This is a genomic window from Nocardia altamirensis NBRC 108246, assembly GCF_001612685.1.
GTDB classification, from domain to species: Bacteria; Actinomycetota; Actinomycetes; order Mycobacteriales; family Mycobacteriaceae; genus Nocardia; species Nocardia altamirensis.
Map to the genome: position 1 here is coordinate 120,486 of NZ_BDAY01000009.1, position 12,353 is coordinate 132,838.

General features: G+C 67.0%; 13 protein-coding genes. 4 read left to right on the top strand and 9 right to left on the bottom strand.

From position 1 onward, the window contains the following. Positions 1-246: 246 nt before the first annotated feature. From NA11_RS44635 to NA11_RS05415, 3 genes are all read left to right on the top strand, one after another. A complete protein-coding gene (locus tag NA11_RS44635; protein WP_141717421.1) occupies positions 247-765 on the top strand; it encodes a hypothetical protein in 519 nt (172 codons plus the stop codon). 554 nt (positions 766-1,319) lie between these two features. Then, positions 1,320-1,700 (top strand): hypothetical protein, encoded by a 381-nt coding sequence (locus NA11_RS05410; protein ID WP_069160625.1) that lies wholly within the window; start codon positions 1,320-1,322, stop codon positions 1,698-1,700. 540 nt (positions 1,701-2,240) lie between these two features. After that, positions 2,241-2,513: a hypothetical protein gene (locus tag NA11_RS05415; protein WP_141717422.1), complete on the top strand. Its 273-nt coding sequence runs from the start codon at positions 2,241-2,243 to the stop codon at positions 2,511-2,513. A gap of 114 nt (positions 2,514-2,627) precedes the next feature. Here the strand turns inward: NA11_RS05415 and NA11_RS44640 are convergent, their stop codons facing one another. From NA11_RS44640 to NA11_RS05445, 7 genes are all read right to left on the bottom strand, one after another. Next, a complete protein-coding gene (locus NA11_RS44640; protein ID WP_141717423.1) occupies positions 2,628-2,894 on the bottom strand; it encodes a hypothetical protein in 267 nt (88 codons plus the stop codon). Positions 2,895-3,123: 229 nt separating this feature from the next. Continuing rightward, positions 3,124-3,279 (bottom strand): hypothetical protein, encoded by a 156-nt coding sequence (locus NA11_RS45500; protein WP_167837575.1) that lies wholly within the window; start codon positions 3,277-3,279, stop codon positions 3,124-3,126. 141 nt (positions 3,280-3,420) lie between these two features. Next, the gene (locus NA11_RS05425) at positions 3,421-4,989 is read right to left on the bottom strand and encodes a bifunctional uroporphyrinogen-III C-methyltransferase/uroporphyrinogen-III synthase (protein WP_069160627.1); all 1,569 of its coding nucleotides are present in this window, start codon (positions 4,987-4,989) and stop codon (positions 3,421-3,423) included. Beyond that, entirely contained in the window at positions 4,986-6,044 is a 1,059-nt protein-coding gene (gene hemC / locus NA11_RS05430) for a hydroxymethylbilane synthase (RefSeq protein WP_069160628.1), read from the bottom strand. The genes NA11_RS05425 and hemC overlap by 4 nt, the downstream gene beginning before the upstream one ends. A 43-nt stretch (positions 6,045-6,087) precedes the next feature. Next, positions 6,088-7,527, bottom strand: a complete 1,440-nt coding sequence (locus NA11_RS05435) for a glutamyl-tRNA reductase (protein WP_069160629.1) — start codon at positions 7,525-7,527, stop codon at positions 6,088-6,090. Further along, positions 7,524-8,387, bottom strand: coding sequence for a redox-sensing transcriptional repressor Rex (locus tag NA11_RS05440; protein ID WP_069160630.1), 864 nt, complete (start codon positions 8,385-8,387; stop codon positions 7,524-7,526). The genes NA11_RS05435 and NA11_RS05440 overlap by 4 nt, the downstream gene beginning before the upstream one ends. Before the next feature lie 248 nt (positions 8,388-8,635). Further along, complete coding sequence (locus tag NA11_RS05445) at positions 8,636-8,896, bottom strand: glutaredoxin family protein (protein ID WP_069160771.1); 261 nt, start codon at positions 8,894-8,896, stop codon at positions 8,636-8,638. Positions 8,897-9,081: 185 nt separating this feature from the next. On the opposite strand from NA11_RS05445, the gene NA11_RS05450 reads away from it, so the two are divergent. Beyond that, complete coding sequence (locus NA11_RS05450) at positions 9,082-10,035, top strand: HAD family hydrolase (RefSeq protein WP_069160772.1); 954 nt, start codon at positions 9,082-9,084, stop codon at positions 10,033-10,035. Between the two features lie 219 nt (positions 10,036-10,254). On the opposite strand, the gene NA11_RS05455 is transcribed toward NA11_RS05450, so the two are convergent. Continuing rightward, on the bottom strand, positions 10,255-11,280 hold the full coding sequence (locus NA11_RS05455) for a lysophospholipid acyltransferase family protein (protein WP_069160631.1): 1,026 nt from the start codon (positions 11,278-11,280) through the stop codon (positions 10,255-10,257). Next, positions 11,277-12,311, bottom strand: a complete 1,035-nt coding sequence (locus tag NA11_RS05460) for an NAD-dependent epimerase/dehydratase family protein (RefSeq protein ID WP_245745741.1) — start codon at positions 12,309-12,311, stop codon at positions 11,277-11,279. Before NA11_RS05460 ends, NA11_RS05455 begins: the two co-directional genes overlap by 4 nt. Positions 12,312-12,353 lie beyond the last annotated feature (42 nt).

Sequence of the window (12,353 nt, forward strand, 5' to 3'; positions counted from 1 at the left end):
CCCAACCCGCAACATCACCCAGCCTCACAAAGTTGGAATATTTCGAGATTGATGGAACCGATCTCGACCTCGAAGCGTCAAACCCCATAGAACAGAACGCATCTCGATGCGTTAGCACCACGAGGATGAAGCCCGGGTAGCCGGGGTTCTCGAGGCCTGGTGTCGGGGAGCTGCAACTCCCCAACACCCGGAGCTGCACGCACATACAGCTTTTCGCAGTGCACAACCCGCAGATAGGAACTCGCTATGAACCGTTTCCGCAAAGCCGTCGCCGTAGCATCTCTAATTCTCACCTCAACGCTCGCAAGCGGGCTCGTGGCAAGCGGGGCTCATGCAGAGGCGGCACCGCACCCCGAAACAACATACCGTTTCGCCGATCCGAAGGATTTCCTGTGCGCAGGAAACTGGGAGCACCCGGTCGCTTACGTCAATTTCCAACGATCTCACAATGGCGTGCTGATGTGGGCGTTGAAGCTGACCGGCGTCTCGATCCAGAATCTCGGCGGTCCTGTTGCGACCGTCACGATGTCGACAGCCGCCGTAAACGATGTTGCGATCAACCCGCCGTATGGCCCGCACACCGAGAACGGAAGCTACTACAACTTCCATGGAAGCATGAAGGACTACCAGGTCTTCGGCGGTGCCCGCAGCACGATCCAGACCGGCGACAAGCTGACGCTCCAGTGGCTAATCAAGGGTGTCAACAATACAATCGCGAACCGCTACATCACCTGCAAGATCCCGGCCCCTGGCACCGGGTTGTGACCGAATAGCAAGGTAGGCTGCGCATTCCACACGGAGCAGCGATGGCTGGCGGCGTTCCTCGCCGACCATCGAGGGCCGTAGAGCGAGCCACCCACTCAGCGGAGGTGTAATGAACGCTGTTCCAATCGAAATGAATGTTTCGATCACCATATCGCGACTCGAACTCCTGGTTCATCGGCTAACGCGGGATACCGATTGGTTTTCTGTCGAGTACGCCGTGAAACCGGCCCTGTCAGAGGACATTTCGAACGGCGTCCCACTTGACTTGCGCGTGGAAGCTGCTGACGACACAGGCGACACATACACCGACGGAGGCGGGTTCCGGCAGAACAGCGGAGACGGCACGCAAACAAGGGGAACGGCCATATTGCAGCCTGCCCTGGCGATAAATGCCCGAAAGTTGACGCTACGATTTGTCTTTTCGTCCGAGACCACCCAACTCACATGCTCGGTATCCGTCGATCTGCCGAGCCTGCTGTAGTTGGATAGGCGATCGATGCGTTGCTGTCCACGCCTATCGCTCCTTCCGGGCTCAGATACCGAATAATGAACGGATGGACGAGAAGTACGCTGTGGCGCTGGAGCCGGTACTGCGGGATCTGGCAGCGACCTGTGCCGTTCAGCCCGTTGTGCGTGAGGAAACACATCATGGCACGGACTGGGTGATGTTCTATGAGCCAGAAGGGAGCGGCGTGGGGATCGGGCCGCTCATCGGGGACAACTACCCCGAGCAAGTGGCATGCCTGGCCGACAAGGCTCAAGAATGGGCAGTGGAGGCACTGTGGGCGACCGGCGAGCCAGCGGTGTGGCCGCTGTGTCCGAATCACCCGAACGCCCATCCCCTAACAGCGGGCGTGAGCCGCGGAGTAGCCGTGTGGTCTTGCCCGAAGACACATACGACGGTTGCGTCTATAGGGCAGCTCAGCGCCACCTGAGGTTCCTGGTCAAGCGTCAAGATGAGCCCCAAGTGGCCGAAGTTCCCACAGCTGGATGTTGGGGAGCTGCAACTCCCCAACATCCGGAGCTGCATGCACATGCAGCTTTTCGCAGCGCAACCCACAGATGAGAACTCGCTATGAACCGTTTCCGCAAGGCCGTCACCGCGCGCTCGACCGTACTCGCGACTGTCGTAGACAGTACGGCCGCGGCCTTATATACGGACACGACCGTTGAAATCTATCCATGGAAGCGCAGCTATCGGCACCGACCGAGTACTGGCTCCAGCAGGAAACTCAGCGCCGACTGGAACGCGCAGCCGCCCTGGGGCATCCCGCAATCGCGGCAACTGCTGACGATCGTTGCGGGACATCGCACGGTCGTCCGGTGCGGTGCGCACGTGATCGAGGCGGCGGACAACTGCGCAGCGTATCCACCAAAAACCTTGTGGCCAGGGGTTTTTGTCGGTGGGCGGAGGTATAATCGAAGAAGTGTTCGAGGGGATTCGCCGAGTCCCCGATCGCAACGGGAGGAAGCCTGTGCCCGCGACGAAGACCGTCCTCATTGATCGTCCCTATGCCCCGCTGGAGAAGCAGCGGCTGCCCGCGGGACGCCCGCGGTCGTGGTATGTCCGCCACAACCGCAAGCTCAAGGCGATGCGCTTGACCATCGCGCTGCTCGACTCTGGGGTGTACACGCCGAGTTCGGCCAACAACAAGCGGATCCGGCACACCGCCGAAGTGGTTGGCATCCGCCCGCCCTCCGACACCACCTGCAACATGGTGCGGACGCTGATGCGCAAGCGGTACTGACACTTTCGCACCGAGAAAGAAACGAGTCGCGACGCCGAACCCGGTGTCGCGACTCGTTCGGTATTACGCCGCTGCGCGAATGACAGTGCGCTGCTGCGCGAACGGCAAGAAGTGCTACATGACTTGGATGGAGCAGGGCTGGGCGGTGCCGCCGGACATGGTCTTGAGCAGGCAGGCAAGACCACGGGTCACCGCGGACAACGCGCCCGCCGAGCCGGTGGCGCTGCCGCTGGACGCGTCGATGGTGGATGTGCTGACGGCGGCCGGTCCGGCGGGCTCCAGCGATAATCCGGGCGCCGCCGATGCCGCTGCGCTGCCGGACAAGACAATGACCGAGGCAGCGACTGTTGCGGTAACAACCTGCGCTATCGATCGTTTCATCGAAACCAACTCCTCTTGTGGATTGTGCGCTACGCGCCAGGACAAGTTAGCCCCGACAAGAAGAGATGAGATGCCACCATTTCTAGGGGCATCGATGTAACGGAGACCCGGAATCCGTTGCTGGACAACTGATATCGATACACAAACTCGCGACATCGCGAAGGAACGCGCGCGGCGGGCAATCAGTCGCGGCCAGCATCAACGCGAAAGCGCTGCCGACCCTTGCCTTTTACGATCGAACGACGCCGATCTGCAATGGCACCGAGAAATCCTGCAACCCGAAGATGCTGGTCTGCAACGGAATCGAGAAACTCCGCAGACCGCCGGCCTCCACCGATGCCGCGATGGCACCGATCCCCATCCCGATCCCTGTCGAAATCCCCACGGCTGCAACCGCAGTCGCGATGATACGAAACATGACCGCCCATCCTTTCGCGCACGCACGCCGCGTACGTGAGGTCAGGGTAGGCGCGACCGCGACCAGGCAGCTGCCGACAATTCCGGTGCCACCAACATCATGGGCACGTCAGCGGCTGCGACGGCTCTTCTTCCGCGGCGGGGGCAGCAGGCCCTCGGCGCGCAGCCGAGCCGCATGCTCGGCAAGCGCCTCGACCAGCGGACCGACCTGGGCGACCTCGGGCTGCACGTCGACGCGCAGACCGAATTCGATGGCGGTTTCGGCGGTCTTGGGCCCGATGCACGCGACGATGGTGCGCGCGTGCGGCTTGCCTGCGATGCCGACCAGGTTGCGCACCGTGGAGGACGAGGTGAACAGGACCGCGTCGAAACCGCCGGTCTTGATCATCTCGCGGGTCTCCGCGGGCGGCGGCGAAGCGCGCACCGTGCGGTAGGCCGTGACGTCGTCGATTTCCCAGCCGCGGTCGCGCAGGCCCTCGGCCAGCGTCTCGGTGGCGATGTCGGCGCGCGGCAACAGGACTCGGTTGACCGGATCGAAAACGTCGTCGTAGGGCGGGAAGTCGGCGAGCAGACCCTCGGAGGACTGCTCACCACTCGGCACCAGCTCCGGATTGATGCCGAACGAGCGCACCCGGTCCGCGGTGGCCTCGCCGACGCAGGCGATCTTCACACCGGAGAAAGCCCGTGCGTCCAAACCGAATTCGGCGAACTTCTCCCACACCGCGCGCACCGCGTTGGTGGAGGTGAACACCACCCACTGGTAGCGGCCGTCGACCAGACCCTTGACCGCACGCTCCATCTGGGCCGGGCTACGCGGCGGCTCGACCGCGATGGTCGGCACCTCCATCGGGATGGCGCCGTGGGTGACGAGCCGCTCGCTCATCTCCCCCGCCTGGTCCTTGGTGCGCGGCACCAGCACGGTCCAGCCGTACAGCGCGCGGGACTCCCACCAGGACATCTTCGAGCGTGAGGCGACCACCTTGCCGATGGTCACCACCAGCGGACCGACCAACTCGGAGGCGGCGCTGTTCAGCGTGGCCAGGGTCGCCTCGATGGTGCGCTGCTGGCGGGTGGTGCCGCGCACGGTCACCGCGACCGGGGTCTGCGGCGCCATGCCGTGTTCCACCAGGGCGCTGGCGGTTTCGGCCAGGTGGCCGGAGGTCGCGTGCAGCACGAGCGGGCCGGGGGCCGCGGCCAAGGCGGCCCAGTCGACCTCGCCGCGCACATCGGCTTCGGTGTGCCCGGAGCCGAGCGCGATGCCCGCGTAACTCGGCACCGCGGAACCGTTGGGCAGGCCGGGCAGCACCTCGAACACCATGTGCGAGCGGGTCACCGCGTTGACCTCGGCGATCACCGAGTCGGTGGTCAGCGGGTCGTTCGCGACGACGCGGACCACGTCGTGGCCGTTGCGGGCCTCGGCGATCAGCGTCTTGGCCACCTCGGCGGGCTCGCCGAGCGCGGGGCGCACGTCGACCGGGCGGGTACCGTCGGGGCCCGGCTCGACCGCCGTCCCGATCAGGGCAAGCACACCCTTGTCGACATCGGGGTCGGTGAACGCGAGCGTCGCGCGACCGATCACCTCGCGGGCGCGCACCGTGAGCAACGCAGGGTCACCGGGGCCTGACCCGACGAAAAGGATCCGACCGGGATGCTTCTTGGTAGCTGCTCGACCGCTCATTGGTTGTTCTCCATCGGGCTGGGTTGGGTGAAGTCTGTGGCGGGCGCATTCACCGCCTGTGTGGACGAACCGGCAACCGGTTCGGGGGTGCTGAGCAACTCGCGCGCGCCGAGGTCGAGCAGTTCGCGGGCAAGTGCCCGGCCCAGCTCGTCCGCGTGCGCAGGCGATCCGACCACCGACGCCCGGATCACATCGGACCCGTCGATGGCGGCCGCGCAACCGCGCAGCGAAAGCTCGTCGAAGATCCGCCCGTCGTCGTCGATCGACTCGACCACCTCGGCGAGCGCGCCGATCGGTGCGGAACAGCCTGCTTCCATCTCGGCGAGCAGCGCACGCTCGGCGAGCACCGCGGCGCGGGTCGCGGCATCGTCGAGCGCGCTGAGCACCTCGACGAGTTCGCTGTCGCCGCTGCGGCATTCGATGGCCAGTGCGCCCTGCGCCGGGGCGGGGAGCATCTGCACGGGCTCAAGCGCCTCGGTCACCGCGTCGAGTCTGCCGATTCTGGCCAGGCCCGCTCTGGCGACCACGACGGCGTCGAGATCGCCCTCGCTCACCTTGCGCAGGCGGGTGTCCAGGTTGCCGCGCAGCGGCACGATGTCGAGACCGAGGCCGAGCGCGCGCAACTGGGACGCGCGGCGCGGCGCCGACGTGCCGACCGTGGCGCCAGGAGGCAGCTCGCCGAGCACGAGACCGTCGCGGGCCACGAGCGCGTCGCGCGGATCCTGGCGGGGCGGCACCGCGGCGAGGGTGAAGCGCGGGTCCTGCTCGGTGGGCAGGTCTTTGAAGGAATGCACCGCGATGTCGATATTGCCTGCGGCAAGCTCGTCGCGGATCGCGGAGGTGAAGACGCCGATGCCGATGTCCTGCACCGGCTCCGAGGACAGATCGCCCGCAGTCTTGACGACGACGAGTTCGGCGTCATGACCCGCGGCGATCAGGTCGTCGCGCACGGTGCCCGCCTGGGTGAGCGCGAGCAGGCTGCCGCGGGTGCCGATCCGCCACGGCGCGCCGACGCTACCTGCGGTCACGTTGCCCTCTTCCTGGACGAGTGTCATGCAGGCACCTCGCTCGGGCGCGTGGTGTCGAACCGTCCCCGCGTCATGTCGCCTGTCCTTGGTCGTCACCGCGGTGTCCCGCGGTGAAGTCGTCGGCGAGCGCGATGTCGGCGTCGGTCAGCAGCATGCCCGCGTGCTCGCCGATCGTGGTGATCTCCATCGGCGCGGCAACCGCCTGCGCCGCACCGGGTTTCAGCTCGAACAGTTCGCGAAGCGCCTCGGCGTAGCTGTCGCCGCCCGGGGTGGAGGCCAGCTGCTTGACCCGCACCGTCGGCGCGTGCAGCAGCTTGTCGACCACCCGGCGCACCGTGCGCGCCACCTCGTCACGTTCCGGATCGGCCAGGCTCGGCAGCCGCGAATCCAACCGCAGCAGTTCGGCTTCGACCACTTCGGCGGCGCGCTGGCGCAGCGCGGCGACGGTCGGGGTGACCTCGGCCATCCGCTGGCCGGTCAGGTACTTGGCAAGTTCGTCGGCCACGATCGCACGGGCCGCCGCGGTGTCGTCGGCGGCCGCGCCCGCGGCCGGATCCCGTTGCAGCGTCTCGATATCGATGACCGTGACGCCGGGCAGACCGGCGACGGCGTGCTCGACGTCACGCGGCAGGCCGAGGTCGCAGAACACCAAAGGCCGTTCCGCGCCGCCGAATTCGGCGGCACGCTCCCGCTCGGTCAACGCCCGATGGGTGTCGGCCAGCGTCACCACGTTGCCGACCGCGCCGGTGCAGGTGATCACCACGTCTGCCTCGGACATCGCCTCGGTGAGCCGGGACAGCTCGAGCGCCGACGCGGCGACGCCGTGCGTGCCCGCGGTCTCGGCGAGCCGCTGCGCCCGCGCCATGGTGCGGTTCACCACGATGATCCGGCCGATGCCCGCACGCGAAAGATGAGCCACCGCAAGGCCGCCCATCGCGCCTGCCCCGACGACCACCGCGGTGCGGCCCGCCAGCGGGCCGACCACATGCTGGGCCCGATCCAGCGCAACCGACACCACCGAGGCGCCGGCACGGTCGATCCCGGTCTCCGAGTGCACGCGCTTGCCGACCCGCAGCGCGTGCTGAGCCAGCTCGTGCATGGTGCGGCCGACCGCCTGCTGCGCATCGGCGGAGGCATAGGCGCCGCGGATCTGGCTGAGCACCTGCTGCTCGCCGATCACCATCGAATCCAGCCCGCTGGCCACCGCGAACAGGTGCTCGGCGGCGGCCTCGCTGTAGCGGACGTAGGCGTGCTTGGTCAGGTCGGGCAGCGGCAGCCCGGAATGCTTGGTGAGCAGGTCGCCGACCTCGGCGAGGCCGCCGTGGAAGGCGTCGACTACGGCGTAGACCTCGACGCGATTGCAGGTCGACACGATCATCGCCTCGGAAACGTGGCTGGAGGCCAGCATGCGATCGATCAGCTTGGGCCGGTCGGCGTCGGTGATGGCCACCTTCTCCAGCACGGAAACCGGAGCACTCCGGTGTGAAATTCCGACCAGAAGAACACTCATGGGGTAACCACCGATCCCTTGCTGCTTGGCTCCGTTGCCGTATGCGAGGTCGCCGAATGCGCGGCCGCCGAGTGCTTGAGGGCCGGGTGCGCGGCCGAAGAGTGCGCCGTCCGGCTGATCCGATTCGAGACCGGCCGCGCCACCTCGGCCGGGGCAGGCGCCTGCGGCACGGGTGTCTCGGAGGCGTTGTCCGCGTTGCGTACTCGCTCGAACGAGAGCATCTGCAGCTCGACCGCGAGATCGACGCGGCGGACCTCGACATCGGCAGGCGCGATCAGCTCGCAGGGCGCGAAGCTCAGGATGGACTGCAGCCCGGCCGCGACCAGCCGGTCGCAGGCGTCCTGGGCCGCGTCGTCGGGAACGGTGATCACCGCGATGGTCGGCTCCAGCGTGGCGACCGCGGTGGCCAGCCCGGCCACATCACAGACCACCAGCCCAGCCACCGGAAGCCCGATCATCTCGGGGTCGTTGTCGAAGATGCCGACCACGGTGAAGCCACGCCGCTGGAACCCGCCGTAGCCGACCAGGGCCCGGCCGAGATTCCCGGCGCCGACGAGCACCACACGGTGTCCTTGCGACAGGCCGAGCACGTCCTCGATCCTCGCCCGCAACTTGGCTACGTCATAGCCGACACCCCGTACGCCGTTGGGTCCGAGGAACGACAGATCCTTGCGCAACTTGGCCGAATTGACACCCGCCGCGACAGCCAGTTCCTCACTCGATACGATGGCAACACCGTCGTCGGCCAACGTGGCAAGGACCCGGAGGTACGTGGCCAACCTGGCGACGGTGGCCTGCGGAATATCCTTCTGCAGAGCCCTGCCGGAGACGCCGCCCGGCGCCTCATGCTGCTCTGTCACGTCTTCGGCTCCTCGTCCGGCCCGATCGGGTCCGGTTCGTCGCTGGACCTCTGGCCCGGGACGGTCCGGTGCCATGGTCGAAGTGTCGGATGCTGGATGTCTGTACGCGGTGGGTCCGCAGCCTGGGCAAGCGGGTCCGCGTGCCACCACCGTAACTGCTTGTGCAGCCCTTCACAAAGTCGGTGAAATTGGCCTCATTTTCCGCCGCGACCAGCGCTGCGGCGGAAACGAGCGCCCAAAGCTAGCCCTCAGCGCATCAGGTCGGCGCGCAATCGGCCCTCGTCGACGTCGAAATAGCTGTGCTCACGACCGTCGAGCAGCACCACCGGCAACCGGTCGCCGAACTCAGCGCGCAGGCTCGGGTCGGTGCCTGCGGCCACATCGACGTCCACCGTGGCAGGCTCGATGCCGAAGTCGGCGCAGATCACTCGCAGCTGGTCCAGCGCCACGGTGCACAGGCCACAGCCGGATCTCGTCAACAAGGTCACCGAATGTGTGGGATTGGTCATGGCGAACATTAAATCGCCTCGCCACGCCCGAATCGGTGTGCCAGGTCCTGCCGTGACTGTCACCGGACCCAGTTACTGTGGACGTGGTTCGCGCGACGGGCGGAGGTACGGTGCCGGAACGATCGAAGGTGGCAAGGGCCGGATTCATCGCGGGACGATTCGGCGAGTTTCCGGCACGGTGGAATCTGGGCCCACTCGGCCAGGGTCTGCAGGATCAGCTTGCCCGCATCCCTCGGAGCCCCTTCGGCCCCAGCGAGGAAGAATTGCGCGCCAATCTGGCGGGTGAGGCCAGTGCCGACGCGGCGCTGTCCCTGCACGACGCGGAATTAGCGGCGGCGGAAGCGGATACGACCGGACCCGAGGTGCCGCGCGACCTGACCGCGGCGGCGTTCTTCGACGTGGACAACACGATGGTGCAGGGCGCGTCGATCGTGCACTTCGCCCGAGGGTTGGCCGCGCGCAAGTACTTCAAGACCTCCGACCTGGTCGACGTCGCCTGGAAACAGGTGAAGTTCCGAGTCACCGGGCGGGAGAACAGCTCCGACATGGCCAGCGGCAAGGAGAAGGCGCTTGCGTTCATCGCGGGCCGCCCCACCGCGGAGCTGGCCGAGCTCGGCGAGGAGATCTACGACGAGATCATCGCCGACAAGATCTGGCCGGGGACAAGGGCGCTCGCGCAGATGCATCTCGATGCGGGACAGCAGGTGTGGTTGGTCACCGCGACGCCGGTCGAGCTGGCGCAGGTGATCGCCAAGCGGCTCGGCCTGACCGGCGCGCTCGGCACGGTGGCCGAAAGCGTGGACGGCAAGTTCACCGGGCGGCTGGTCGGCGACATCCTGCACGGGCTCGGCAAGGCGCACGCGGTGCGCACGCTGGCGATCCGGGAGGGGTTGAACCTCAAGCGGTGTACCGCGTACTCGGACAGCCACAACGACGTGCCGATGCTGTCGCTGGTCGGCACCGCGGTCGCGATCAACCCGGACTCCGATCTGCGTGAGGTCGCGAAGAACCGGGGCTGGGAAATCCGTGACTTCCGCACCGGGCGCAAGGCCGCGAAGATCGGCGTGCCAACGGCTTTGGCGCTCGGCGCCGCGGGTGGCGCGGTCGCGGCGGCCGTCACTCGTCGCCGTGATCACTGAGTCGATCCGGCACCAAGAGTCGATCCCACGCCAAGTCGATCCGCGCTGAGTCGATCCCGCACTGCGTCGATCATCGGCCCGTCGGTCCGGCGAACGCCGGAAACCAGTGCGGCCGAGGGGTTTACCGACTGGTGTCCGGCGTTCGCCGGGACGACGGTTGGCGGTGCAGCTGCGGTCGGTGTGCTCCGTTCGGTGGGCGATCAGGGAGGGCGCGGCCGGTCAGCCGGTGAACGGGTTGCGCCGCTTGGTGAGCAGCTTGTAGAGCGTCGACTGGATCGTCTCCCGCACCTGATCGGTGACCTCGAACATGGTCATCGGATCGTCGGCGGCCTCCGGCTCGTAACCGGTGGTCGGGATCGGCGCGCCGAATTCGATGTACCACTTCGACGGCAGCGGCAGCGCGCCGAGCGGGCCGAGATGCGGGAACAGCGGCGTCACCGGGAAATACGGCAGGCCGAGCAGCCGCGCCAGCGGCTTGATGTCGGCCAGCTTCGGGTAGATCTCCTCGGAGCCGACGATCGAGCACGGGATGATCGGCACGCCGGTGCGCACCGCCGCGGCCACGAAACCGCCGCGGCCGAACCGCTGCAGCTTGTAGCGATCGGCGAATTGCTTGCCGACACCCTTGAATCCCTCGGGGAAGACACCGGTCAGCTCGCCGGAGCGGAGCAACCGCTCGGCGTCCTCGCGGCAGGCCAGCGTGTGCCCGGCCTTGCGGGCGAGCACGCCGAGCACCGGGGTTTCGAAGATCAGGTCGGCGGCAAGCAGCCGCAGCGCCCGCTGCTTGGGATGCCGGTCGTGGATCGCCAGCTGCAGCATCAGTCCGTCCAACGGCACCGTGCCCGCGTGGTTGGCGACGATCAACGCACCGCCCACCTCCGGAATGTTCTCCATCCCGCTCACCTGCACCCGGAACCACAGGTCGGACATCGGCCGCAGCGCGGGCAGGATCACGGATTCGAGCAGGTGTTCGTCGAAGCCGAACTCGTCCACCTGGTAGTCGCCGGTGATCCGGCGCCTGGCGAAGTCGGCGGTCTTGCCGATCTGCTTGCCGACCAGGTCCCGCAGCAGATCCGACAACGATTGCGGCGCAGGAGGTTCGGTGGCGGCGAGCCGATCGGTCAGCGAAGTCACCGAGCTGGGCGCTTCGCCCAGTGCATGCTCCGGCCAGCGCCGGGTGGTCGGGCGCGGGCGCGCGTCGATCTGCGTGTCGTGGAGGTGGATGACTTTCGCTACATCGTTCATTGCTGTGCTCCCGTACCGGCCCCGAGCAGGCCGAGCAGTTTGGTTTCTGCGGCATCGATCCACGCGGGATTGATGACGGGCCGCGACGCTGCGCCCCCGATGAAGTCGTCGAAGGCCTGCACCGTCGTCCAGCGCGGCACGAACCCGAGTTCGGCACGCATCCTGGTGGTGTCGAGGCCACAACCGAAATGGAAATAGTCGAGTTGTTCGCCGCTGAATTCGCGCATCACCGGGCCCATCAGCACCCGGCCCGCCGTGCGGAACAGCCCGAACGGCACCGGGAACTCGACGCGGCCCGCCCTGCGCACCGCTTGCGACAGGGTGAGGGCGCCGTCACCGGCGATGTTGTACGTGCCACCGCGACCGGCAAGCGCGGCATGGGCAAGGGACGCGACCGCGTCCTCCTCGTGCAGCAACTGCAGCCTTGCGTCGCGGCCGAACACCGTCGGCGTGATCGGTGAACGGAGATACTGCACACCGCGACCGGCCAGCCGCGGCCCGACGATCGGTGCGAAACGCAAAATTGCCGTGGCGATATCGGGGCGCCGGCGTGCAAGACCACGAACGAAACCTTCGATTTCGATCATGTCGTGCGCGAACCCGCCGCGCGGTGGTGTGCGCGCGCTCATTTCCTCGGTGAATTTCGCCGGGTCCTTTGCGCTGCATCCATAGACCGCGGACGAGGAACGCACCACCACCCTGCGCATGGTCGGCGCCTTGTGACAGACCGCGAGCAGTTGCATGGCGCCGAGCACGTTGAGGTCCTTCATCACCGCGCGGGTGGCGCCGGCAGGCGGCCTGGCCAGCACGGCGGTGTGCACAACGGTGTCCACCGCCGAGCCGTCGATCACCTTACGAATCAATGGATTTCGGATGTCGGCGCGGACAAATTCGGCCCGGCCCATGCGTCGCTGCAGCTCACGACTCGGCGTCATGGTGTCGACGGCGAGAATGCGTTCGATGCCCGGATCCTGCGCGAGACGTGCGACCAGGGCGCCACCGAAGAAGCGACTGGCACCGGTCACCAACACGACCTTCGGCGTGTCTCCGTCCCGAGCGTCAGAACCCACCGG